The sequence below is a fragment of the Terrisporobacter glycolicus ATCC 14880 = DSM 1288 genome, assembly GCF_036812735.1.
Lineage (GTDB): Bacteria > Bacillota > Clostridia > Peptostreptococcales > Peptostreptococcaceae > Terrisporobacter > Terrisporobacter glycolicus.
The window spans coordinates 2,651,888-2,676,338 of the sequence record NZ_CP117523.1 but is presented as its reverse complement, the minus strand read 5'-3'; the positions used below and the strand labels follow the sequence as shown (position 1 = coordinate 2,676,338).

Sequence of the window (24,451 nt, the reverse complement as noted above, 5' to 3'; positions counted from 1 at the left end):
TAGATATAAAAATTAAAAAATAAAGGTTGCCTTAAAATTCATTTTTGAGGCAATCTTTATTTTTAATCAATAAACAATATGGATTTACAGCAAATGGAAATGATATAATTATATAAAAAGTAATTATTAAGGGGAAGAAGAAATGGGGTTTATTAATGATTGAGGTAGAAAATTTATGCAAATCCTTTACTAGACAAGTAAAAGATAAAAGTAATAAGAAAAAGTTTAAAACAAAAAAAGAAGAATTTTTAGCAGTAAATAATTTATCTTTTAAAATAGGAAAAGGAGAAATTATTGGAATATTAGGACCAAACGGAGCAGGAAAAACTACGCTACTTAGAATGCTTGGAGGAATCTTAACTCCAACTTCTGGACAAATTAAAATAGGAAACTATGACTATGAAGAAGATAAAAATGCAGCTAAAAAAGAAATAGGATATTTATCAGGAAATACAAAGCTATATAATAGATTTTCTCCTAGGGAACTTTTAACTACATTTGGAAGTCTATATGATATGTCAAAAGAAGAAATAGAAAAATCTATACATAGTATAGTAGAAATTATGGATATGGAAAGTTTTATTGATAATAGAATAGAAAACTTATCTACAGGACAAACACAAAGAACCTCTATTGCAAGATGTCTTATACATAATCCAAACATATACATATTTGATGAGCCTACATTAGGTTTAGATGTAATAAGCAGTAAATCAATTATAGATTTTATGAAAAGAGAGAAAAATAGAGGAAAGACTGTATTATATTCAACTCACTACATGGAGGAAGCAGAAATTCTATGTGACAAGATTTATATGATACATAAGGGTGAATTTATAGCTGAAGGCAGTTGTGAAGAACTTAAATCTAAGTATAATACAAGTAGCCTTAGAGACATATTTATAAACTTAGCAAGTGAAAGGGGGAGCTTAAATGAGGAGTAAAATGGTAAAAGCTATTTTTAAGAAAGAAATGATAGATATTCTTAGAGATAAGAAAACTCTATTTATGGGAATTATACTTCCTTTAATTTTATATCCTGTTCTCATGTTAATAATGTCTCAAGTTATGACTCTGTCTATAAATAGTATTAAAAATGAAGATATTAATATAGCTTTTGAAAAACATCCTAACAAAGAGCTTATATCAACAATTGAAAACTTTAAGGATGAAAGTAGTGGACATATTAATATAGTAAATACTAATAATTATAAAAAAGATTTGGAAAAAGGCTCTATTGATGCATACATAAGTGTAAAAGGTGAAAACAAAATAGAAAACTATAAGATATATATAAATTCATCAAAAGACAATTCATCAAACATAAATAGTAAATTAGAAGGTGTTTTTTCTTCATACAAAGATAGTAAAGTTAAAAATAAAATAGAGCAGTCTAACTTAGATGTGAAAGAAACCCTTGAACCTATAGCATATGAAACTGTTGATGTGGCTAAAAATGAAGAGTTGGCAGGACTTGTTCTTGGTCAAATACTTCCATTTATTTTGATTATGGGAGTGCTTCTTGGGGCTATTTATCCAGCTATTGATTCTATGGCAGGAGAAAAAGAAAGAGGCACACTAGAAACTTTATTTACCTTGCCTATTACTAACTTAGAACTTGTTATGGGTAAATATATGGCAGTATCTGTTTGTGCAATTGTAACGGCAATTTTAAATGTTGTATCTATTTTGATGACTTTAATGTATATTTTAGCAACTGGAAATATGACAGGGCAGATGTTTTCTCATAGTTTGAGCACTTTAGCATTGGCGTCACCATTATTTATAACAATAATTTGTGTTTGTTTATTTGCCATGGTAGTGTCAGCGGTAAGTATGTGTGTTTGCTCATTGGCAAAAAGCTTCAAAGATGCACAAAATTATATTACGCCAATTATGTTTTTGGTGCTTATACCTTCTTATGCATCTATGATACCAAACCTAAACTTAGATAGAATTACTGCTGTAATACCTGTTGTAAACATATCTTTATTAATAAAGAGTGTACTTACTTTTGAGTCTAGCTTAGGATTAATAGCATTAGTATTTATATCAAACTTTGCCTTTGTAATTTTAGCAGTTATTTTATTGTCAAAAATGTTTAATTCTGAAGAAATATTGTTTGGAAGTAGAAAGAGTTTTTCCTTCTTAGAAAAAAGAAGTAATATACAAAAGTATACTATGCCAAGTGTAAGTGATGGAGTTGTTTTATATGCTGTTGGATTGGTGCTTTTAATTTATGTAGGAAGTTATGTTCAATTGAAATTTAAAATGACTGGTATTGCTTTGACCCAAATTATGATCTTAGTCTTGCCCCTTTTATTTGCCTATTATATAAAAAGTGATTTTAAAAAGGTATTTTCCTTGAAATTACCTAAGTTTAAATATTTAGTTGGAGCATTTAGTCTTTGGATTGGAACCTATTTAATTGTATTTGTAATAACTAATATAACTTTATACTATTTTCCACAAAACCAAGAGATTATAGAAGGATTAAATAATGCTTTGTTTATGAAGGATAACTTGTTTTTAAATTTATGCTTGGTAGCAGTAATGCCAGCAATTTGTGAAGAGTTATTTTTTAGAGGTTTCATACTAACATCTTTTAAACACAATAAAAAATCTTACAGAGGAGCTGTGATTGCCTCTGGAATATTATTTGGCATGATGCATATGGATTTTATCAGAATTATACCTACATCAATTCTAGGCATATCTTTTGCATATGCAGTATGTAAAACTAATTCTATTGGCGTAAGTATGTTTATGCATTTTATAAATAACGGATTAGCAGTTGTTGTAAGTTATGTTTCTTCAAATGTTCTTGAAAATGTTGAAATGAATACTGTCAATTACTTGCCATTTAATCAATTACTTGTTTTTATAGGTTTAGGCATTTTGTTTATAGGCATTGCTGTTTTATTATTTAAAGAAAATAAAACTTTATAGAAAAATAACAAAAGGAGATAATAAATTGTTGAGTATTGAAGAAGTAGAATTTGATTTGGATAGATGTGAAGAAGTATTAAAAGATAATGATTATATGGAGGTAGTAATAGCCATAGAAGAGCTACAAGATAAATATAGAAATAAGATTAATAATATAAGTAAAAATGAAAATAATGTTGTTTGGAACTATAGCAAAAAGGATTTAGAGAAAATCAAAACATGTTTATTTGACTATAAAAAAGAAATGATTAAAGAAGAAAAATTAAAAAATATTGAAGAAAAATTGAAAGATTTTAAACTGTTTATTAAAGAGAATGATGTAAAATATAAAAATGATTTAGAAGAAATAGTTAGTTTAATTGAAGAGGTAAATAATAAAGATATAAGTTTAGATGAAAAGTATGAAGAATTAAAAATTTGTTTTAATTTATTGAAAAAAAATGAAAGGAAAACTAGTATGTATATATTAGAATTAATAGCTTTATCAATAAAATAAGTTATTAACTAATTTAAACTTTTGAAATTATGGTTATTATTATAATTATTCACTATGATTCATAGATATTAAGTTGTTCACAAGTATAAAGAGTGCTTGAGTTAAAATATAAAAAGAAATCCTTCTATAAAAATTTATAGTAAGGCTTTCTTTTTTATATTTTAATTATATACTAAATAACAAGTCTGCATAAGTAGGGAATGGCCAAAATTCCTTGCTAACTATTGTCTCTAACTCATCTGCAATAGCACGAAGTTCTTGCATTTGTGCTTTAATATTATCTCTGTAAAATTCAGCATTTTCTTTAGGATTAGTGAAATTCTTACTCTCTAATAATGAATTGTTCAGCTTTTCAATTTTAATGTCTAAACAAGAATTTAAAGAAGAAAGTTTTTTCACTAAAGAAATTTCTAAGTTACAATCAATATCACAGATTAATGATTTCTTGTTTAAAGCAGTATCAGTTAAGGAATTTGAATAAGCACATACTGATGGTATCCTCTGTATTAGTACTTTTTTCTAATATATCTGCATACTCACATAAACTATTTGCTACAATTGTATTTAAAATAGTATTAGGACATACAATATTACAAGTAGAGCCAAGCATTCTAAATTCAAATTTGTTCCCTGTAAAGCTAAAGGCGAAGTACGATTTCTATCTGTAGTATCCTTCATAAAAGATGGAAGAACATCAACATCTATATCCATTGTGTTTAGAAAAATTTCGCTATAAGGCAAATCATTTTCAATACATTTTAGTATTTTCTTTAAGTCTGAACCTATAAACATAGAAATTATAGCTGGAGGAGCTTCGTTGCCACCTAACCTATGATCATTTCCTACACTTGCTACTGATAATCTAAGTAGGTCTTGGTATTCATCTACTGCTTTAATAATTGCAGAGAATAATAATAAGAATGTTTTATTTTCATAAGGTTTTTTACCTGGTTCGATTTTTTCCTTTGCTAGTAGAAAGTGACCAGTCGTTATGTTTTCCACTACCATTTACACCTGCAAAAGGCTTTTCGTGCAATAAACAAACAAGACTATGTTTATCAGCAATTCTTTTCATTAAGTCCATTGCAATTTGGTTTTGATTAGTAACTGTAAAAATAGGAGCTAATTCATGTTGAGATGGAGCCGCTTCATTATGCTTAGTTTTTGATAAAACACCAAGTTTCCAAAGCTCCATATCTAATTCTTTCATAAATTCTGCCACTCTAGGTTTAATAGAACCGAAGTAATGATCTTCCATTTCTTGACCCTTTGGTGGTTTTGCTCCAAATAAAGTTCTTTGGCAGAATTTTAAATCCATTCTTTTTCAAATAGTTTTTTATCTATTAAAAAATATTCTTGTTCTGCACCAACAGTAGTTACTACTCTGGTTACTTCATTTTAACCTAAAATATTTAATAATCTTACTGTAGCCTTATCAATAGCTTCCATAGATTTTAATAAAGGTGTCTTTTTGTCTAAAGATTGACCAGAATAAGAACAAAAAGCAGTTGGTATGCATAAAGTAGTATCTCTTATAAAAGCATAAGAGGTTGGATCCCACACTGTATATCCCCTCGCTTCAAAAGTACTTCTAAGTCCTCCAGATGGAAATGAAGATTCATCACGTTCTCCTTTTATTAATTCTTTGACAGAAAACTCCATTACAATATTACCGTCATCAGTAGGCGAGATAAAGCTATCGTGTTTTTCAGCAGTTATCCCAGTCATTGGCTGGAACTAATGAGTAAAATGAGTGAAGAAGAGTCACATAAATATATTGAAAAGCAAGCAATGGATTTAAGAATTACAAAGATTGAAGTTGCTAAAAACATATTAAAAATTTATGAATATTAAAACATATGTAAAGAGGGAAATATAAATATGACTAAATTTATATTTGTAACAGGTGTAGTAGTATCAGGTCTTGGGAAAGGGATAACCGCTGCGTCTTTGGGGAGATTATTAAAAGTAAAAAATCTTAAGGTTATTGCACAAAAACTAGATCCATACATAAATGTGGACCCAGGAACCATGAGTCCTTATCAACATGGTGAAGTCTTCGTAACCGAAGATGGAGCTGAAACTAACTTAGATTTAGGTCATTATGAGAGATTCATTGACTAAAATTTAAACAAATATTCTAACTTAACTACAGGAAAAGTATATTGGAACGTACTTAACAAGGAAAGAAAAGGAGAGTACTTAGGAGATACTGTTCAAGTTATACTTCATATAACTAACGAAATAAAAAAATTTATTTACCGTGTAGGTGAAAAAAGTGAATCAGACATTGTAATTAGCGAAATAGGTGGAACAGTCGGAGATATAGAAAGTCAACCATTTATGGAAGCCATAAGACAAGTGTATCTAGAAGTAGGAAGAAATAACTGTTTATTCATACATGTAACTGCAGTTCATTATATTAAAAGCTCAGGTGAGTACAAATCTAAACCAACTCAACATTCTGTAAAACAACTCCAATCTCTTGGAATCATGCCTAATATAATAGTAACACGTTCAGAAGAACCTATCGATGAGTCTATCAAACAAAAAATCTCACTATTTTGTAATGCAAAAAGATTGTGCAATTGAAAATAAAACAATAGTCTTATAGCCAGCTGAATATAAGTGAAAGACATCGTCATAGATATGAATTTAATAATAAATACAGAGGGGAGTTTATAAATTCAGGAATGATTATTGGAGGAACTTCTCCTGATGATACTTTGGTAGAGTCGGTGGAGATACCTAAGAATGCTTTTTTTGTAGGAGTACAATATCATCCAGAATTTAAAAGTAGACCCAATAGATCAAATCCAATAATCAAAGAATTTATTAAGTCTACAGTTAAGAAATAATTGTAAAAAATGTAATATATTAAACATAATTGGGAATTATAAAACCATATTATAGAAAAATATGGAGGTGTAATTATGAAAGCTTATGTTGATGATGATTTATGTATAGGATGTGGAACATGCCCAGAAGTATGTCCTGAGGTTTTTCATATGACTGATGATGGTATAGCTCATGCAATAAATACAGATATACCAGATGATGTACTTGGAAATGCAAAAGAAGCTTGTGAAAGTTGTCCAGTTGATGCAATCGATATTGATGACTAAATAAAAAAGGCATGTTATTAAATTTAATAACATGCCTTTTATCTATATTGGAGTATAGATTTATAAAACTATGGAATCTTTCATAATTTTAGACGATGGTTCGTTTTCTGAATTTAATCTTTTCTTTCTAAAAAAGTTGAATAATAAAGATAGGGCAATTACTAAACATACAAATTCAGAAACAGCAGTTGTAACCCATATGGCATTACCACCAAATATTGTAGTTAATAAGAACAAACTTATTGTTACTAATACTAAACTTCTTCCAAGAGAAATTATGGAAGAATATATAGGCTGTTCTATGGCTACAAAGAATCCAGAGATAATTAAGTTAAATCCTACAAATAAGAAAGAAATTGAATATAATTTAAATACAGAAATTGTTGAATTAAATAACTGAGTTTCCTCAGGATTAATAAATAAACTTGTAATATTGCCTGTAAATAAAATAGATGAGGCAAATACTGCAATAGAAGTTATTAAAACAGTTTTAAGTCCCATTTTGAATAAATGATTTACTTTGTCTATTTCTCCTGCACCAAAGTAGAAACTTATCAAAGGCTGAGCTCCTTGAGTTATTCCAATCATAGTCATTAATATAAGAGTATTAACATAACAGATTACACTATATGATATTAATGCATCTTGACCTATTAATCTTAGTAAGGTTTGATTAAATAATATTGTAACTATCCCTACACTTAATTCTGAAGTACAATCAGGGAAACCTAAGCAAATTATTCTTTTAATAGTATCGAAACTAAATTTGAATTTAACAAATTTTAAATTTGATTTTTTTCTCAAAAAATGACTTAAGAAAAATACAGTTGAAAGTACTTGAGCTATACCAGTGGCAAAGGCGGCACCTTTTACACCATATCCAAGCTCTATAACGAAAATATAATCTAAAACGATATTAGTTATAGCTGAAATTACTACTCCAATAGTTGCTAAGAATGGAAAACCATCAGCTTTTACAATAACCTCTAAAGAATAAGAAACAATAAAGAATATGTTAAATAAAGAGATTATAAATAAGTAATCCTTAACATAACTTATAGTATCTGGGGTTGCACCTAAAATTTTAGCTAGATAATCAAGGCCCAAAATAGATGTAGCTGTTATTATAATTGCAAGAACTGTAATAGTAACTAGATTAAGTGAAAAAGCTTCTTTTGCTTTTTCTAAATCTTTTTTTCCAAGATACATGGCTATAACTGTAGAAGCACCTGTAGAAAATAACACAGATACGGCAAATACTAAATTAATAAAAGGCATAGAAATATTTACTGAAGCCAGGGCCAGTTCTCCAACGCCCTTACTAACGAATATACCATCAACTATTGTATATAGTGAGAAAACCCACATGGCAACAACAGAAGGTCCCAAGTACCTTAGAAATTGTTTAAATAAATTTTTTGTCATTGTATCACTCCTTATGCTTATATATTAATCCTTGGTATAATACCAAGGTCAATAAAAATCAGTAAATATTTTTAAATTTATTGAAAAATACTTTTCTTTGTGAAATAATATATTTCAGTATATATTAAAAAAGGAGCAAAAATGAAAGATTATTACAAAATTGGAGAAATATCTGAAATGTACGACATGAGTAGAGATTCACTTATGTATTATGAAAAGATAGGAATAATAAAACCTACTAGAGACGACAATGGATATAGACTTTATAGTGTTTCTGATATTTGGAGACTGAATTTAATAAAAGAATTAAAAAGTTTAGGCTTCTCTTTTAAAATGATTAAAGAGTATTTAGGAAATAGAGATTTAAATTCTACTAATAAATTACTTCAAAACGGCATAACTTTACTAGATGATCAGATTCTAAAATTATTAAAACAAAAAGAAAATATGAGAAAGAGAATGGAATCTATAGAAAATACTGCTAATAATTCAAACTTAAATAGTGTAGAATTATCTTATTTAAAAAGACGAAAGGGTCTAATATTAAATGGTCAAATTAAAAGAGATGAGGATTTTGATTTATTAATACAAAAGCTTCAAAAAGATCATAATAATAAATTTGGTATTTTAGGAAACAACAATGTGGGATCTGTATTTAAGGTAGACTCACTTAAAAATGGCATAACTACAGATTTTGAATCTGTATTTTGTTTACTAAAAGATAATGCTAAAGAACACAATATAGTATTCGATGAAGGTTATTATGTAACTTTAACTTATAGTGGAGACTATGCAAATAACAAAGAACATATACAAAATATGTTTGACTTTATTGAGGAAAACAAATTAATAATTACAGGTAATCCAATGGAAATATACAAGATAGATATACATGAAACGGAAAATAAAGATGAGTTTATCACTGAAATTCAAATACCTATTAAATGTTAAAGATGATGTTAAAAGAAAAACATCATCTTTTTTTGTTAAAAATGATATGTTATAAGGTAGCAACAAAAATGTTACTACCTTATCATACTGTACTATATGTAAAAATATGGTATAATATTTAGAAAGAGTATATTATTTAATGCGGAAATATGAAGAAAACAAGGAGAATTATTAAAAAAATATAATTCTATGGTTCAATCCAAACTGGAGAAGTTACAGATTTTTTATTGCTTTCCTCAGTTATTAATGCAAAATAGTAGGTATTTTTCAAAGGCGGCTTTAAAGTGAAATCTACTTTTGCATAATTTGAATTAAATTCTTTTGTATATATTATTTCATTATTATTACTAAAAATTTCTATTTTTTTTATTTTATCATAGTCATCATTATTAATAGCACTTGCAATAATCCTAACGTAAGATGGAGATTTTACTACACTTCCCATAGGCATTTTATTTAATGAAAAATATATATCCACATTATTATCTTCACTTACATATATCCTTCTGTTTTTTATGGCATCTATAATCTTACTTCTACTTAAATCTTCACATAGTATAGTAGTTCTAAGATCTTTTCCAATATTCACATTGGGATACTCATTGTACTCACATGCTATAGGACTTACGTGCCAACCGTTATTTAAGGCTTCTTTATATGCGTCTAAATTTAATATGTCCCTATTTTCTTTAGTATTCCTTTTTTTATTTAATTCAAGTAAAGTTATAACCTTGTCACCGTAAGGTGAATATTTAAAGTAATCAATATTACTTAAATTATTATTTGCTTTAAATTGACAAACTAAGTCATCCTCATAATAGAATAATTTTTTATAAAGTAACTCAAGGTCTATATTGTCTTTAAACAAAAAAGGATGTTCACAATTAAATGCGTTGACCTCAGTTTTACTTTTTTCACCTTTTAGCTTTGTACTTAATTCAAAGCCTGGGATAGAAATAAAATCATTATTATTAGTATATTTATTGCAACAATCAATTAATTTTTTATATTTTTTGCTTTCAAGATGAGTATCTAATTTATTATTTTCCTTGTTATTTATTTTTTCGGTAATAAAAACATAATCTAAGTGATTTGTGTTTTTACATATATTATTTAAATCATCATAAGAAGTAAGCATATTTAATTCCTTAGTGTTGTTAAAGAAAATTCCCCTATAATTATTATAAAAAGGCGTTCCAACGGTGAAATACCATTCTATCTCTTCTACTTTATTATTTTCAGTTGGAATTTCAAGTTTTGCAACTTGTACACCTCTTTTTAATTTTGTGTCGCATTTATAGTAAATATATTTAGACGTAAGTATGGTTTTATTAGTTACTTCTTTATAGTTAATAAAGAGTTTATAATTATTTATAATAAATTTACTGCTGTAGTCTATTTTGATTTCTGGGGTAGAAATTATATTTTGTTCGCCTCTTTTGGGAATTAGACTATCAATAGTTATGGACCTATCTTCAGTAGCATTGCTTTCAATATAAACATTTCCATCTGTTTCTATATAGAACGTAAAAAAAATAAAAAATATTAAAGCAATAGTAGTTATTTTTTTCATATTTTCCTCCCAAATATATTTATATGACGAATTTAGTTTTAACAAAGAATTAATTTTTATTCTATAAAGGAAAAATAAGTATATTTAGATACTTATTTAATTTGTACAAACATAAGAGGACAAGATTGATTAATATAATATAGAAGGATTTTTAATTTTTAGTTAGTCATCTTTTTATTAAGGAGGATAAATATGTTAGCAGATTCTATAGAGATAAAAGTAAGAAAAAAAGATGCAATGAAACATATATTTAGAAAGACACCATTAATAAGTAAAATTGATCAATTTAATAGAAAAGTAGAAAATATACATCTAGAATATGTGGAATATAAAATACTAAAATATGAGATTATTAGTAGAAGAAAAAATAAGAATAACTTTAGAAATGATGATATGAACAATAACATAATTATGATGGTCAATACTTATAATGGACATTCTAAGTCAATTGAGTGTGTACCACAAACTGTTAAAAGATATATTGCTAGAAGTTGTATAAAAAAATCTAATATTAAAGAAGATTATATAATTGAAAAAGTAAAAAATGAAATTTTAAATTATTTTGATAGTAAGATTAAGAATAATTCCATAGATAAACATATTATAAAAAATATTAGACTTTTAGAAGTTAGCAGTATATATAAACCTTATTGGATAGGGGATTATAATGGTAAAGAAGTTTTTGTGGATGCATAGAAAAAGCTGTAAGTAAAAATCTTACAGCTTTTTAAACTTTTATTTTTTATTATTTAGGTAATCTAAAGATTTTAAAGTATATCCTTCTTCTTCCCAGTGTGTGATTACTTCATCTAATATTTCGCTATTAGTTTTTGAATTTGAGTGAAGTAAAACTATGGCACCAGGATGAGTTCTAGAATATATTTTATTTTTAGCAAATTCGTGAGTAGGTTGTTGGTTGTTGTACCAATCAACATAAGCAAAACTCCAAAAAATTGATGAGTAACCTAAATCACTAGTCATTTTTAATGATTCTTCGCTAAATTTTCCCATTGGTGGTCTAAAATATTTAGGCATTTTTTTTCCTGTTACATCTTTATATGTTTTAGCCACATCTAAAATCTCTTTTTTAAACTTATCTTCGTCATGAATAGATGCCATAGAAACATGACTTACTGAGTGATTACATACTAAATGTCCTTCTTTTTCCATTCTTTTTATTATGTCTGGATTGTTTTTGATATAACTTTCAACTACAAAAAAATTACCTGGAGCGTTGTGTTTTTTCAATACATCTAACATATGATTAGTAAATCCATTTTCATAACCAGAGTCAAAAGTTAAATATATTACTTTTTCATTTGGATTTCCAACATAATAAGTGTTGTAGTTTCTGAAAAAATCAGCTTCTTTTATTGGTAAAGGTTGTTTACCATCTTCTCGAGGGTTGAAATACCAGTTATATTCCTCGGTACTAATATCTTTGGAATATATTTGAGTTTTCATTTTGGTGAATATTGAATTGTTATTAGCAATGACAAATGCAAAAACTAATAAAAATGCACCTATAATTATTAATTTATTTATGCTATTTTTTTTCAAATCTAAACCTCCATTTCTGTCTTATTGAAATTTAGCTATACATATTATTGCCAAAAGGAATATAATAAATTTATGATTAAACTAAATTACTTTCGTGGTAATATAATAAGGTTAAGTAAAAAAATTCTTTAATAAACTATGAAAGGATGAGTCATGAATATAAATGGAATTAAAAGTATAGTACAAAATGTGGTTTTTCTTGATTTAGAAACTAGTGGACTAAATCCTTTTAAAGCTGAAATATTAGAAATTGGAGCTATTAAAATAGATAATAATAAAGCAACTTCTTTTCATACTCTAATTAAAAATAAAAAAGAAGTGCCTCTTGAAATTTTTTCTTTTTGCACTAATTTAAAAAAAGAGGAATTAAGTAAAGCACCAAATTTATATGATATAAAAAATAAGTTAAAGGAATTTTTAGGAGATAAAAAAATAATTTGTCATAATGGAGAATTACAAAAGAAATTTTTAGAATATTATATTCCTGAGATAAAAAATGAAATTTTAGATTCTATGGAACTGTCGGCTATATTAGAGCCTTATCATAAAGAATACAACTTAGAGTATTTAAAAAATACTTTGACAAAGGATTTATCTTGTGAAAAACACAGAGCTTTAGATGATGTTATAGATACAATAAAAGTAGTAAATGCTTTGCTTTTAAGACTGAAAAATGAAGAAAGTAAAAGTGGAACTTTTGAAAATTTGACTTTTAAAATTAATTCTACTTTAAATAGATTTGGATTAAACAAATGGATTTGGAGTCACATTATTGATGAAGGAAATCACAATTTAGAAGACTTAGATGTGATTTATGAAGATGATGAAACTATTGCTGAAAATAAAAAAAATATGAAAAATACTCTTATAGATAATAGATTTTGCTATGAGTATTTATTAAAGAACAGTGAAATTTGGAAAAGTAAAAAAGGCTTTAATTATGAATTTAGGCCAGGTCAATTTGAATTAAGTAAAATCATAAGAGAGACTATGAACACAAGAGGAGAGAATATTGCTTGTATAGAAGCTCCAACAGGTATAGGAAAAAGTGTGGGGTATTTACTACCAAGTATAATGGAAAGTTATTTAAACCATAAAAGAATAATTATTTCCACAGACACAAAGGAACTACAAACACAACTTATAAAAAAAGATATTCCAAATGTAATACAATCTCTTGGATTGGAGGGGAAAATATCTTTTGGGTATATTAAAGGAAAAAGTAATTATATTTGTGTAGAAAAATTAGAAAAATATGTTAATGAATACGATAACAATAAATGTAGTCATAATGAAATATTATCTTTAATCATATTAGAAAGACTTGTGAGAGAAGGAATTTATGGAGATATTGAAGAGATAAATTATTGGATTTTAAATCATTTTCCAGATATAATAACTCATTTAAGACAAGTTTTCTGTGATCCTAATCTTTGTAAACCAAAGAAATGTTACAAAGAATGTCTTTACAAAAAAAGAGTAGAAGAGTTACAAGAAGAAGATATAACTGTGGTTAATCATTCACTTCTCGCTAGATGGCCTTATAAAGATGAAAAGCCTATAGAAAATTTAATCGTAGATGAAGCACATAATTTAGTGGAAAAAGGTTATGAATTTTTTGCTTCAGAAGTGGAATACAGAAGTTTGAAGTATTTTTTACAAGAAATTTATCCTCTTGAATTAGTACATAACAGCCCTTTTGCTTATAATAGTAGAAAGAAAAGGTCACTTAAACCTTTTGACAGGTTTTATAATTATATAAAAATGGAAGCAAACAATAAGTCTAAAATAAGTAGAGAAATAAATCTTATAATTGAAGAAGCTGAATATATTTTAGAGTATGGAAAAATGAATAATTACTCAACTTTTTCCAAATACAACTTAAGCTGGGAGATAAATCTTCAAAGTGAAGAAAAAGCCGGATCTTTATATAAAGACAAAAGATTGGTAGATATAACATATAGAAAATACGGAGATTGTATAAAAACTTCCTTAGACAAAATTCTTTCTAATTTAAAATCTATTTTATACATTTTGGACAGACAAATGGATGATGATAATTTGGATAAAGAAAATGACACTTACAAACAAGGTGAAAGCAAGGTAAAGGACTTGGAAGCTTTAAAAAATACAATAGAAGTATTTTTAGAGTACAATGAAGCTGATTTATATGCAAGAATTGTTACTCTTCACAAAGATTTTGATAACTTCTTATTTCAAGTTGTTCCTTTAAATGTAGCTGATTTATTTGAAGAAAAAATATTATCTTCTTTAAACTCAGGCATATTTTTATCAGCAACCCTAACAGTAAATAATAATATGAAACATTTTGTTAATACTTTAGGGATAGACAGATTTATTCATAAAGAAAAGGTAATTGAACCTTTATTTGATTATAAAAGAAGAATAAAGATTATTACTCTAGGTGATATATCTTCTTACAAAAACAAAGAATTTACAGAAGACATGAGTAGGGTAATAGGCAGCTTGTCACATTACACCAATGGTCATATACTAGCTTTATTTAACTCAAAAGATAGACAAGAAAGGACCTATGAGATTTTGAAAGAATTTCTTCATGAAAAAGATATAGAAATATACATGAACAAAAAATATATAAAATTGCTAAAAGATTTTAATAAAAAATGTGTTATTTTAGGTTCAAAAGGTTGTTTTGAAGGGGTGGATGTACCAGGAGATGGGCTAACTTGTGTGACCTTAGACAAAATTCCTAACTTAAATCCTAAAGACCCTCTTTACTCAACTATAATGAATAAATTTAATAAAACTTATTATGATGTAAACCAACCTCAAATGATAATTAAATTAAAACAAGCCATGGGAAGAATACTTAGAAGTAAATACGACTATGGATGTTTTATTATATTTGATATGGGAAGAAAAGAAAATTTATATAGGCTAAGAAAGGATTTGCATCATTGTGATATAATAAATACCAATTACTTTAATCTTTCAAGCATTGTGAATCATCATTTAACCCTATGTAGAAAAGAAGTAATAAGAGATTTAATAAGTGATATTAGTAATAATGAAATAATTAGAAACATGGATAATAAAATGAAGATTGAAGAATATTTTAATGAAGAGATAAACAATAGATCTATAAATGCAAAGATTAAAATAAAAGATGAAAAAAACTACTTACTAAAATATTTTGACTTAAAATATTTAATCAATAAAGATAGTTTTGATAAAAAATAGAGTCTATAAAAAGTACATGAATTACTCATGTACTTTTTTATTAGTTAAATTTTACTTTAGACAATCTAAAAAAGTTTCACATATATTAGAAGAGTTGATAATGCTAATTTCATCTATTACGTTATTATGACAAATTATAAATAATGTATGTTTATTCAAATGTCGATTGCTCTTAATATCATAAAAATAAAGTATTTTATTTTCATTTACTAAATTGACTGCTATTTGTGGACAAATCAAATTATATGTTGTATTAAATTCTTTAATGTTATTGCCAATATAATTTCTATATTTATCTGTAATAAAATTTTTATTTAAGGTTGAAAAATTTTTATTATAATCTATTTTTATATCCATATTATTTATACTTGTCTCGAAATAATCTTCGTTAACTGTGTCAGCTTCATTAAATGAAGATTTTATAACTTTATTATCTTTGTACCAAAGTATAACATAAGAGTCATCCTTATCAATATCATAATAAGCTTTTATAATGGCGTAGTGATTAAAATCTCTAAGACTAATATGGTTATGATGAACAAAAGATAAGTCTTTTCTATTTAGATAATAAGTAGATTTTTCTGGAGAACCATAAATTTTTTCAACATCACCGTATGTAACACCAACCAATTGCTTTATATCAGAAGTAGTTAATTTTGTTTGATTTTTACTATTATTCAAGTTGTTCATTTCACAACCAAAACATAGTAAAATATTAAATAATAAAAATGTAATTATAAATTTTTTCTTCATTTCACATCTCCTAAGTATTTATACAAATATTATCTATTTTTGTTTAAAAAATATACTCTGCATAACATAAAAGTATTAATACAAACTAATAAAAAAGACTTTTAGGAGGACAAAAATGACATACATAATTTTATTAATTGGATTTTTATTTTTAATTAAAGGAGCAGATTTTTTTGTAGAAGGATCATCTTCTATTGCTAAAAGATTTAATATACCAAGCCTTATAATCGGTCTTACAATAGTGGCATTTGGAACTAGTGCACCAGAGGCTGCTGTAAGTATAACAGCTGCTATAGGAGGACAAAATGAAATGGCTATAGCGAATGTTGTTGGCTCTAACATTTTTAATATATTGTTTGTTGTTGGAGTAACTGCAATGATAAGACCGATATATGTACAAAAATCAACAATTCTTAAAGAATTTCCATTTTTGCTATTGTCATCTATAGTGTTGGCTATTTTAGCTTACGATGTAAAGTTTCAAGGTTATAATGAAAATATTTTAACAAGATCAGATGGGTTAATATTTATAGCCTTATTTATTATATTTATATATTACTTAGTTGATATGGCTATAAATAGCAACGATGAAACTAATGAAGAAAATTATAAAATAATGTCCCTTTCAAAAAGTATTTTATTGAGTATAGGTGGACTTTTAGGTATTATAATAGGAGGTAAATTTGTAGTAAACAGTGCTTCAGATATAGCTATTTCTTTGGGAATGAGTGAAAACTTAGTAGGACTTACTATAGTTGCTGTTGGAACTTCTCTGCCTGAGTTAGCTACAAGTATAGTTGCAGCGAAAAAAGGTGAAAGCGATATTGCTATTGGAAATGCTGTAGGATCAAATATATTTAATATATTATTTGTTCTGGGAGTATCATCTTGTATTAGCAATGTTCCTGTGCAACTTGAAGCTTTTACAGATATGTTTGTAATGATAGTGTCTACATTAATAGTATATATTCTTGCTATCTCAAATAGAAAGATAAGTAAAGTTGAGGGCATGATTATTAATTTACTATATATTTCTTATTTTATTTTTATAATATATAGACAATAAATTTTTATTATATTGGGGGAACGTAATGGATATTAGAGTAATTGTTAATCAAATGATAGTCTTATTTATAGTAATGATAATAGGTTATATTGCTAATAAAAAGAATATTTTAGATGTAAATGTGAATAAAAAGATATCGTCACTGCTTTTAAATATTACTGCACCAGCACTTATTTTATCGTCAGTAGTAAATAGAGAGAAAGCAGGGGATCCGAAATTAGTTTTAGATGTTGCTGTGCTTGCTATAATTTTATATGCAATTTTACCTTTTATAGGAATCGTTTTAGCTAAGTTTTTAAAAGTGCCAAAAGAAGATGAAAATTTATATCAATTTATGACCATATTTTCAAATGTTGGTTTTGTAGGATTTCCAGTAATTGAATCAATATTTGGCAGTGAAGCTGTGTTTTTTGCAGCAATTGTTAATTTAGTATTTAATGTTTTTTGTTATAGTTATGGTATTTACTTAATATCTGAAAGCAATAAATTATCTTTTGATATTAAAACTTTAATTAATCCAGGGATTATAGTATCAATTATTGCTATTATAATATATTTAACAAATATAGAAGTACCTTTAGTAATAAAAGAAACAACATCAATGATAGGAGGAATTACTACTCCTCTTGCAATGATGTTAATAGGATCCTCTTTAGCAGAAATACCAATAAAAGAAGTATTTTTAGAAAAAAGATTGTATCCATATACTTTTATAAAACAAATGATAATGCCTATAATTTTTTTCTTAATATTAAAACATTTTGTTGCAAATGAATTAATACTTGGAATTATAATAATTGTTTCAGCAATGCCTGTAGCAACTATAACCATTATGTTCTGTAATGAGTATGAAGGAAACATAAATCTTGCATCTAAAACTATTTTTATAACTACTTTATGTAGTGTAGTAACAATACCTGCATTGGTTTACATATTATTAATTTAAAAAGCTATGAACTAGAATATTCTAGTTCATAGCTTTTTACTATTTTTTATAAAGAAGGTATTTGACCAAAAGTATCTTGAAGTTCTTTCTCAAAGACTGTAGGGTTGTTTATTGATTCGTACATAGCTCTTAAAAGGATATTAGCCTGATCAAATGTTGACTGCCAAGCAAATATTCCACCTAAACAATTTTGACGTACATATTGTGATTTAATGAAAATTGATACTTCATTATCAAAAGACATGGCAAACTCGCCATCTTTAACTAAATAAGGAACCTTTGCGTCTTTATCAAATCTGTATTCAAATCCATTTCTATTTATATAAGACTTTCTAAGTTCATCATAAGACCTAGTTATGGTAGCTCCAAATCGTCCGTAAAAAGGTATACCTAGAAGAATTTTTTCTGATGGCATACCTGCATCAATTAAATTATTTACCATATTATCCACACTATATCCAGGTAAAGAGAAATCAGAAGCAAATAAGTTAGATTGATGATTTTTCGCATTCTGACCAGTTTCCCCTGCAGTAAAGTCATAACTCATTAGATTGAAATGAGTGATTAAAGGAGCTATTTTATCTATTTCAGCACTTCTGTTAATATATCCAGAATCACCAGTTCCAGCAACACTTATCCAAGTTTCAGGTCCAAGTACATCTCTTAGGGCTGTTAATAAAAGTGTGAAGTTTTCTCTATCTTCAGGTCTTGATTTAATTCCAGCAGCACCACTTCCAGGATATTCCCAGTCAATATCTATTCCATCTAATTTATAATCACGTATAAGATTTTGTACATTTCTAGCAAAAGCATATCTAGATGCTGGTGTTGAAGCTGCATCAGAAAATCCCTCTGCTGCCCATCCCCCAATAGCAGCTATTACTTGAAGGTCTGGATTTGTATCTCTTAGTTTTACTAAGGATTTTAGATATGTTGGTGCTGGAACAACTAATTCACCATTAGAGTTAATTTCTACAAAGGCATAAATTATAAAGTCTAAAAAGCTAGGGTCTATATTCTTAGGGTTACCAAGAACATATTCTCCAACTAGAGGGGCTAAATCAGGACATTTAGGGTTTAATGTGTCAGGTTTTAATTCTACATCTATTGGAGGCCTCATGAAGGTTGAATTTTTCTCAATTGCTTTTTTTGAAGATTTTATTCTTTTTTTACATTTATTACACTCATCTTCAATAAAACAAATATACCAATCTAAACATTTATATTCCTTATTACAGCTATTAACTCTTTCTTGCAACTCTTTAAAAGTTTTAGGTGTTGGAAGTAGAACGGGAGTTCCTGGTAGCCAATTAGCTGGAGTAGCTACTTTACATTTATCAGAAGTTTGTAATGCATCTACAATTCTAAGTATTTCAGGAATATTTCTTCCTGTAGTAAGAGGATAATAAAGTATTGTTCTTAGAATTTGCTTGTCATCTATTATAAATACAGTTCTTACAGTTGAAGTTGAACTCATTTCTTCGGAAATCATTCCATATTGTTTTGATATTTTCATATCTCGATCTTCGATAATTGGAAAAGGTATAGTTATTCCTGTAATCTGTAAAATATTGTATACCCAAGCTAAGTGAGAAGTATTACTATCAACACTAAGTCCTAATAATTTAGTATTTCTTTTTTCAAACTCTGGAGCTAAGTTTGTAAACGCTATAAACTCAGTAGTACATACAGGAGTAAAATCTCCTGGATGAGAAAATAGTACTAACCAACTGCCAGTATAATCAGAAAGCTCTATAGGCCCAAAGGTAGTATTTGCTTTAAAATTAGGGGCCTTTTCTCCTAAATTTGGAAGACATGCCATAAAATCACCTCGTTTAAAAAATTATATATCTATTTATTTTATTAATTATTGAGATTTATTGTGACTAATTTAAGCCATTTACTATTAAAAGGTTATGTTCAAATAATCTGATTTCATTAGATTTTAAAATAACTTTTTTTTCTACAATATAATTTATAAACATTGCCAATATTGTATAAGTTTGTTATTATTATAGATATAATGTTATTTTTATAAATATATACAAAGTTGAGGTGAGGGGCATGAAGAAAGCATTTAAGAGGTTAATAGGAAAATGCATAAATATGTTTAACCACATAAAAAAAATAGGGGAAAGAATATTAAAGGTTACAGTACAGTCGGCGGCAATTTGTTGTCCTGTAGTATTAATACTAGTTATAATTAACGCAATACTAGGTGTAAATATAAGGTTTAGTTATTATTTAATATTAGCTGGATTAGCTATAGTATGTTTATCTCTAATATTATGTGCGTTTAAATGGGAACAAATTATTGCAAAACCTATTAAGGTATCAAAGAGAACTGTTCCTGCTAAAACTGATAGAAAAACACAAAGAGCTATTCACAGAAAGAGAAAAAGAATATCATAGTCAATGTACTTTGAATAAACCGCAATTTATTTTTAATAAATTTGCGGTTTTTTAATATTTAAAACATATTATTTTATAAGAGTAAATTGACTAGGGAGGTAAATATGAAATTTTCAGTTTTTAGCAAAAGTGTGGTAGGATATAAAAATATAATTAAGAATAAATCATCACAGGATTATTTGCAATTTGATTATATAAATGATGGCTTGATATGTGCTGTAGCAGATGGTCATAGTGGTGACTTTTTTACTTATAGTCACTTAGGGTCTAAATTTGCGTGTGAAGTGGCTATTGAAACTTTAAAAAAATATGCAGATGAAGATATTGGCAAAATCAAAACTTTATTTGATAATAAAATATTACAAAAAGAAATTTGCAATGGATGGAAAGTGTTAGTTGAACAAGATATTAAAAATAGACTTCCAAGGGCATTTAAATACAACTATTTTATATATGGGACTACATTGTTAGGAGTAATGATTAAAAAAGACTATATAATTTATTTAAAGATTGGCGATGGAGATATTATAATTAAGCAAGATGACAATTTTAAAAAAGTTTTACCTTCATATAATAAGAATATAGTTGACTGTTTAGCGGAGGATAAGGCTTATGATAAAATGATTTATAAAGTTGTAATTAATGAGATTAATATAAACAATATAATAATCTATTCTGATGGATTTGAAAATAGCTTTAGTTCATATAAAAGTATGTTAAATAATATAGATAGTACGTTGATAATGTATAATAAAAATATATTTTCAAAAACAAAATTAGAAAAAAATTATCATAAGGAATTAAGTGATTTGAGTAAAAGTGGAAGCTTAGATGATATAAGTATAATTTTTGTGAATATTTTGTTATAGATATGTAAGTTTAAAGTATTGTGGAGATATGCTGATTTCTTAGTAATATGAATGAAAATATGAAAAATATGCACATTTATGTTATAATTAATAAAAGTTTGTTTATGGAAAAATTAATTTAAGAAAGGAAGAAATAATGAATTTTAGGGCATTTTATGATAAAATTGTTAATTTAATATATGATAATAGACGAAATATAGTTAGAATTTCATTCTCAGCATTGGCATTATTACTTTTACTCATAGTTCTTTATTTTAGTAGCGATAATTTCAATATAAATAATGAGGTTAATACTTTAATTACATATATAGAAGATAGACAGTATACTATGGCTGAAAATTACTATGATGACGTAGAAAAAAAATTTTCTAATTCTAAGATGAGTAGATTTAATAAAAAAGTATCTAAGAAGTTATCTTCATTGCTTATTAATAATGCAGATATGTATATCAATGGTCAGGTAACAAAAGAACAATACATGGGACTTGTAAATATAATAAATGTACTAAACCCTATAAGTATTGACCCGGAAAATCTAATAGACTTAGGAAAAAGAGTAGATGAAATGTATAAAGAAGAAAATATTACGTATGAATCAGCATCTTCATTTTTACAAATAACTTCTTCTTTAAGTGGTGTTAATGAAGGATTGGATGAGTATAAACAAAATATAGAATCTATTTATGAATCAAGGAAAATATATAAAGAAGGAACTAAAAATCAGTCTATAAAAAAATATCATGAAGCAATAGAGTTGTATGATAAAGTACTTAAAGAAGATGAAAAATATTATTCTTTGGCACAAAATGCAAAAAAAGAATGTATAAAGGTAATGCATGATTATTATATTAATCAAGCGAAAAGCTTAGCAAATGAAGGAAGATATGAGGAAGCATTAAAATATTTAAGCTACTTAAGCCCATACTATGATGAAGAGGAAATAAATGACCTAACAGATCAGTATAATAAATACGTTTCTAATTATACTATGACAAGTAGCGATATTATAAATTTAATATCAAGAAGAAGTAATGAAAATAAAGATGATTTATCTGTAGTATCTTACTTGCAAACAGTAAATGGAAAAAGATATTACTATGGTGAAGTAATGAAAAATGATAAAGTAGTTAATGAGGTGTTGATTGATACTGATACTAAAAAACTTTATTCATATAAATCAGACAAAAAAGATTATAATTGTAATTATTGCGATGCATACTTTAAAATAGATGAAGATAGTGGTCAAATAATTTTCTCTATAAACAAAGACGAAGCTAAATCAATATTAGAGGACAAACTAAAAGAAAATGAAAAAGACTATAATAGTATAGAATTGCTAGGTGAAGATAAACAAGAAAAATATAGTAATGATGAAGTAAAAAATATGATAAAACAAAATGGCAATATATATTACTATTTTACGGTTAAAGCAGGTTGGTTTAATTGGTTTAAACCTAAAGAAATATATATGATCAATATTTATGACAAAACTGTCTATAATTTAGAGAATGACAAAGTACAACATGTTTAAACATAAGTAATACAACAAGGAGACACATAATGAAAAATTTAAAAGGAATAAATTTAGCTATTATTATACTAAGTAGTATCTTAATTTTAACTTTCGGATTTAGTTATATGCAAATTAATAATGACAAAATAGCTAAAAATACCTATGTGAAAAATATTGATGTAGGAAATTTAAGCAAGGAAGATGCAAAAAAGAAAATATTAAGTGAATACAAAATTGACACAATAACATTTAAATATAATGATAAAATATGGCGTATTAATCATAATGACATAGATACTAATTACGATATAGATAAAACAATAGATAATGCCTATAAAGTTAATAGAGATAAAAATATTTTTGTTAATATTATAGATACATTAAAATCTACTTTTGGTATTAAAAATTATATAAATGTAGTTGTTGATTGTGATGAAGCTAAAGTAACTTCAGAACTTGAAAAAGTATCAGAAGAAGTTAATGTAAGCATGAAAGATGCAAAGTTAAATGTTTTAGATAATAGTATTGAAATTAGTCAAGATAAAGCTGGTTTACAAGTTGATATTAGTTCCACAATAGCTAATTTAAAAAAATCTTTGCAAAAAGGACTATTTGAAGAAAGTTTAGTTGTTACAAAAGTAGAACCTAAAATTAAAAAAGAAGATTTAAAAGATATAAATACTTTACTTGGAAGCTATCAAACAACATTGTCTGATGTAAGTCCTGGTAGGATAGAAAATATTAAAATAGCAACAGAGAGAACAAGTGGTGTATTATTAATGCCAGGAGAAGAATTTTCTTACAATAAACATACAGGATTAAGAACAGTTAAAAATGGATATAAAAATGCAACAGTAATTGTTAGTGGAGAAGCTGTGCAAGGTGTAGGTGGTGGCGTATGTCAAGTTTCTACAACTTTGTATAATGCAGTTTTATATGCAGGCCTTGATATAGTGAAAGTATCTAATCATTCTATACCATCAAGTTACGTAGATAAGGGTAGAGATGCTGTTGTATCTGATAGTGGATTAGATTTTGTGTTTAAGAATGATTATGACCAACCAGTATATATTAAAAATTACTACAATAATGGAGTAATCACTTGTCAGGTTTATGGAAACAATAAAGAAAAACAAAATATAAAAATTAGCACAAGTATAGATAAAGTAACTAAACCTCCAATTAAAGAAGAAAAAGATCCAACATTGGAAAAAGGAAAAGAAAAAATACTAGAACATGGAAGAGATTCTTATACTGTGTCAACTTATAGAATTTATTATGATGAGAATGGAAAAGAAGTAAAAAAAGAAAAAGTAGCATCTTCTTTTTATCCATCTAAACAAAAGGTTGTGGCAATAGGAACGAAAAAAGAGGAAAAGCCATCTGAGAAGGAAGAGGATAATTCTTCTACTACTGATAACTCTAGCAACAATTCTAATAAAAATGAAGATAATAGTGAAGAAGAAAATAATAATAGCAACGATGATAAGGATAGTAACAATAATATCCAAAAGGAAGGCAATATGTCTGTAGAAAAAGAGTAAATTATGGACCTAGTTTAATCTAGGTCTTTTTATTTTTAATATGCAAT

The 24,451-nt window shown here is 26.7% G+C and carries 23 protein-coding genes and 1 pseudogene; 16 read left to right on the top strand and 8 right to left on the bottom strand.

Annotation, left to right across the window (positions count from 1 at the left end; genetic code table 11):
• The first annotated feature begins 155 nt into the window (after positions 1–155).
• The 3 genes from TEGL_RS13285 to TEGL_RS13275 are packed head-to-tail and all read left to right on the top strand — an operon-like array spanning position 156 to position 3,445.
• The gene (locus TEGL_RS13285) at positions 156–944 is read left to right on the top strand and encodes an ABC transporter ATP-binding protein (protein ID WP_018590211.1); all 789 of its coding nucleotides are present in this window, start codon (positions 156–158) and stop codon (positions 942–944) included.
• A complete protein-coding gene (locus TEGL_RS13280; RefSeq protein WP_018590212.1) occupies positions 934–2,949 on the top strand; it encodes an ABC transporter permease subunit/CPBP intramembrane protease in 2,016 nt (671 codons plus the stop codon). The genes TEGL_RS13285 and TEGL_RS13280 overlap by 11 nt, the downstream gene beginning before the upstream one ends.
• Positions 2,950–2,974: 25 nt before the next feature.
• Complete coding sequence (locus tag TEGL_RS13275; protein WP_018590213.1) at positions 2,975–3,445, top strand: hypothetical protein; 471 nt, start codon at positions 2,975–2,977, stop codon at positions 3,443–3,445.
• A 564-nt stretch (positions 3,446–4,009) separates the two neighbouring features.
• Here TEGL_RS13275 and TEGL_RS13270 read toward each other — a convergent pair.
• The 3 genes from TEGL_RS13270 to TEGL_RS13260 form a co-directional block, all read right to left on the bottom strand.
• Positions 4,010–4,447, bottom strand: a complete 438-nt coding sequence (locus tag TEGL_RS13270; protein WP_026255059.1) for a hypothetical protein — start codon at positions 4,445–4,447, stop codon at positions 4,010–4,012.
• Positions 4,389–4,763, bottom strand: coding sequence for a hypothetical protein (locus tag TEGL_RS13265; RefSeq protein WP_018590215.1), 375 nt, complete (start codon positions 4,761–4,763; stop codon positions 4,389–4,391). Before TEGL_RS13265 ends, TEGL_RS13270 begins: the two co-directional genes overlap by 59 nt.
• An 80-nt stretch (positions 4,764–4,843) precedes the next feature.
• Positions 4,844–5,173 carry a glutamine synthetase III gene (locus tag TEGL_RS13260; protein WP_026255060.1) on the bottom strand — a complete coding sequence of 110 codons (330 nt, stop codon included), beginning with the start codon at positions 5,171–5,173 and terminating at the stop codon, positions 4,844–4,846.
• A 12-nt stretch (positions 5,174–5,185) separates the two neighbouring features.
• Here TEGL_RS13260 and TEGL_RS13255 point away from each other — a divergent pair, with 12 nt between their 5' ends.
• The 4 genes and pseudogenes from TEGL_RS13255 (at position 5,186) to TEGL_RS13240 (ending at position 6,570) form a co-directional block, all read left to right on the top strand.
• A complete protein-coding gene (locus TEGL_RS13255) occupies positions 5,186–5,299 on the top strand; it encodes an ANTAR domain-containing protein (protein ID WP_242827315.1) in 114 nt (37 codons plus the stop codon).
• Positions 5,300–5,326: 27 nt separating this feature from the next.
• Positions 5,327–6,037 (top strand): annotated as a pseudogene (locus tag TEGL_RS13250) (CTP synthase).
• 26 nt (positions 6,038–6,063) lie between these two features.
• The gene (locus TEGL_RS13245; RefSeq protein ID WP_330370765.1) at positions 6,064–6,303 is read left to right on the top strand and encodes a glutamine amidotransferase-related protein; all 240 of its coding nucleotides are present in this window, start codon (positions 6,064–6,066) and stop codon (positions 6,301–6,303) included.
• Between the two features lie 75 nt (positions 6,304–6,378).
• Positions 6,379–6,570, top strand: coding sequence for a ferredoxin (locus tag TEGL_RS13240; RefSeq protein WP_018590219.1), 192 nt, complete (start codon positions 6,379–6,381; stop codon positions 6,568–6,570).
• 60 nt (positions 6,571–6,630) lie between these two features.
• On the opposite strand, the gene TEGL_RS13235 is transcribed toward TEGL_RS13240, so the two are convergent.
• Positions 6,631–7,995 (bottom strand): MATE family efflux transporter, encoded by a 1,365-nt coding sequence (locus tag TEGL_RS13235; protein ID WP_018590220.1) that lies wholly within the window; start codon positions 7,993–7,995, stop codon positions 6,631–6,633.
• Positions 7,996–8,136: 141 nt separating this feature from the next.
• On the opposite strand from TEGL_RS13235, the gene TEGL_RS13230 reads away from it, so the two are divergent.
• Positions 8,137–8,946, top strand: coding sequence for a MerR family transcriptional regulator (locus tag TEGL_RS13230; RefSeq protein ID WP_018590221.1), 810 nt, complete (start codon positions 8,137–8,139; stop codon positions 8,944–8,946).
• 187 nt (positions 8,947–9,133) lie between these two features.
• Here TEGL_RS13230 and TEGL_RS13225 read toward each other — a convergent pair whose 3' ends face one another.
• Positions 9,134–10,519, bottom strand: a complete 1,386-nt coding sequence (locus TEGL_RS13225) for a hypothetical protein (protein WP_018590222.1) — start codon at positions 10,517–10,519, stop codon at positions 9,134–9,136.
• A gap of 192 nt (positions 10,520–10,711) precedes the next feature.
• On the opposite strand from TEGL_RS13225, the gene TEGL_RS13220 reads away from it, so the two are divergent.
• Positions 10,712–11,215, top strand: coding sequence for a hypothetical protein (locus TEGL_RS13220; RefSeq protein WP_018590223.1), 504 nt, complete (start codon positions 10,712–10,714; stop codon positions 11,213–11,215).
• A gap of 39 nt (positions 11,216–11,254) precedes the next feature.
• On the opposite strand, the gene pdaA is transcribed toward TEGL_RS13220, so the two are convergent.
• Positions 11,255–12,079: a delta-lactam-biosynthetic de-N-acetylase gene (gene pdaA / locus TEGL_RS13215; RefSeq protein ID WP_018590224.1), complete on the bottom strand. Its 825-nt coding sequence runs from the start codon at positions 12,077–12,079 to the stop codon at positions 11,255–11,257.
• Positions 12,080–12,232: 153 nt separating this feature from the next.
• Between pdaA and TEGL_RS13210 the strand changes: the two genes are divergently transcribed.
• Positions 12,233–15,301 (top strand): helicase C-terminal domain-containing protein, encoded by a 3,069-nt coding sequence (locus TEGL_RS13210; protein WP_018590225.1) that lies wholly within the window; start codon positions 12,233–12,235, stop codon positions 15,299–15,301.
• Between the two features lie 51 nt (positions 15,302–15,352).
• On the opposite strand, the gene TEGL_RS13205 is transcribed toward TEGL_RS13210, so the two are convergent.
• Positions 15,353–16,054 (bottom strand): hypothetical protein, encoded by a 702-nt coding sequence (locus TEGL_RS13205; protein WP_018590226.1) that lies wholly within the window; start codon positions 16,052–16,054, stop codon positions 15,353–15,355.
• A gap of 115 nt (positions 16,055–16,169) precedes the next feature.
• Here TEGL_RS13205 and TEGL_RS13200 point away from each other — a divergent pair, with 115 nt between their 5' ends.
• Both TEGL_RS13200 and TEGL_RS13195 read left to right on the top strand, forming a co-directional pair.
• Complete coding sequence (locus tag TEGL_RS13200; RefSeq protein ID WP_018590227.1) at positions 16,170–17,120, top strand: calcium/sodium antiporter; 951 nt, start codon at positions 16,170–16,172, stop codon at positions 17,118–17,120.
• A 25-nt stretch (positions 17,121–17,145) separates the two neighbouring features.
• Complete coding sequence (locus TEGL_RS13195; protein WP_018590228.1) at positions 17,146–18,066, top strand: AEC family transporter; 921 nt, start codon at positions 17,146–17,148, stop codon at positions 18,064–18,066.
• A 46-nt stretch (positions 18,067–18,112) separates the two neighbouring features.
• Here TEGL_RS13195 and TEGL_RS13190 read toward each other — a convergent pair whose 3' ends face one another.
• Entirely contained in the window at positions 18,113–19,888 is a 1,776-nt protein-coding gene (locus tag TEGL_RS13190) for a peroxiredoxin (RefSeq protein WP_338460345.1), read from the bottom strand.
• Positions 19,889–20,130: 242 nt separating this feature from the next.
• On the opposite strand from TEGL_RS13190, the gene TEGL_RS13185 reads away from it, so the two are divergent.
• The 4 genes from TEGL_RS13185 to TEGL_RS13170 all read left to right on the top strand — a co-directional run bounded on the left by TEGL_RS13185 (position 20,131) and on the right by TEGL_RS13170 (position 24,404).
• Positions 20,131–20,478 (top strand): hypothetical protein, encoded by a 348-nt coding sequence (locus tag TEGL_RS13185; RefSeq protein ID WP_018592481.1) that lies wholly within the window; start codon positions 20,131–20,133, stop codon positions 20,476–20,478.
• Positions 20,479–20,582: 104 nt separating this feature from the next.
• Positions 20,583–21,347 (top strand): protein phosphatase 2C domain-containing protein, encoded by a 765-nt coding sequence (locus tag TEGL_RS13180; RefSeq protein WP_018592482.1) that lies wholly within the window; start codon positions 20,583–20,585, stop codon positions 21,345–21,347.
• Positions 21,348–21,483: 136 nt separating this feature from the next.
• A complete protein-coding gene (locus TEGL_RS13175; RefSeq protein WP_018592483.1) occupies positions 21,484–22,878 on the top strand; it encodes a hypothetical protein in 1,395 nt (464 codons plus the stop codon).
• A gap of 29 nt (positions 22,879–22,907) precedes the next feature.
• Positions 22,908–24,404 carry a VanW family protein gene (locus TEGL_RS13170; protein ID WP_018592484.1) on the top strand — a complete coding sequence of 499 codons (1,497 nt, stop codon included), beginning with the start codon at positions 22,908–22,910 and terminating at the stop codon, positions 24,402–24,404.
• Positions 24,405–24,451 lie beyond the last annotated feature (47 nt).

Excerpts from the sequence above, each read along its gene's own strand:
- TEGL_RS13180 (WP_018592482.1), top strand. The coding sequence starts at position 20,583 with ATGAAATTTTCAGTTTTTAGCAAAAGTGTGGTAGGATATAAAAATATA.
- TEGL_RS13255 (WP_242827315.1), top strand. The coding sequence starts at position 5,186 with ATGAGTAAAATGAGTGAAGAAGAGTCACATAAATATATTGAAAAGCAA.
- TEGL_RS13170 (WP_018592484.1), top strand. The coding sequence starts at position 22,908 with ATGAAAAATTTAAAAGGAATAAATTTAGCTATTATTATACTAAGTAGT.
- TEGL_RS13225 (WP_018590222.1), bottom strand. The coding sequence starts at position 10,519 with ATGAAAAAAATAACTACTATTGCTTTAATATTTTTTATTTTTTTTACG.
- TEGL_RS13235 (WP_018590220.1), bottom strand. The coding sequence starts at position 7,995 with ATGACAAAAAATTTATTTAAACAATTTCTAAGGTACTTGGGACCTTCT.
- TEGL_RS13210 (WP_018590225.1), top strand. The coding sequence starts at position 12,233 with ATGAATATAAATGGAATTAAAAGTATAGTACAAAATGTGGTTTTTCTT.
- TEGL_RS13190 (WP_338460345.1), bottom strand. The coding sequence starts at position 19,888 with ATGGCATGTCTTCCAAATTTAGGAGAAAAGGCCCCTAATTTTAAAGCA.
- TEGL_RS13175 (WP_018592483.1), top strand. The coding sequence starts at position 21,484 with ATGAATTTTAGGGCATTTTATGATAAAATTGTTAATTTAATATATGAT.
- TEGL_RS13285 (WP_018590211.1), top strand. The coding sequence starts at position 156 with ATGATTGAGGTAGAAAATTTATGCAAATCCTTTACTAGACAAGTAAAA.
- TEGL_RS13230 (WP_018590221.1), top strand. The coding sequence starts at position 8,137 with ATGAAAGATTATTACAAAATTGGAGAAATATCTGAAATGTACGACATG.
- TEGL_RS13195 (WP_018590228.1), top strand. The coding sequence starts at position 17,146 with ATGGATATTAGAGTAATTGTTAATCAAATGATAGTCTTATTTATAGTA.
- TEGL_RS13220 (WP_018590223.1), top strand. The coding sequence starts at position 10,712 with ATGTTAGCAGATTCTATAGAGATAAAAGTAAGAAAAAAAGATGCAATG.
- TEGL_RS13260 (WP_026255060.1), bottom strand. The coding sequence starts at position 5,173 with ATGACTGGGATAACTGCTGAAAAACACGATAGCTTTATCTCGCCTACT.
- TEGL_RS13185 (WP_018592481.1), top strand. The coding sequence starts at position 20,131 with ATGAAGAAAGCATTTAAGAGGTTAATAGGAAAATGCATAAATATGTTT.
- TEGL_RS13200 (WP_018590227.1), top strand. The coding sequence starts at position 16,170 with ATGACATACATAATTTTATTAATTGGATTTTTATTTTTAATTAAAGGA.
- TEGL_RS13265 (WP_018590215.1), bottom strand. The coding sequence starts at position 4,763 with ATGGATTTAAAATTCTGCCAAAGAACTTTATTTGGAGCAAAACCACCA.
- TEGL_RS13205 (WP_018590226.1), bottom strand. The coding sequence starts at position 16,054 with ATGAAGAAAAAATTTATAATTACATTTTTATTATTTAATATTTTACTA.
- TEGL_RS13240 (WP_018590219.1), top strand. The coding sequence starts at position 6,379 with ATGAAAGCTTATGTTGATGATGATTTATGTATAGGATGTGGAACATGC.
- TEGL_RS13280 (WP_018590212.1), top strand. The coding sequence starts at position 934 with ATGAGGAGTAAAATGGTAAAAGCTATTTTTAAGAAAGAAATGATAGAT.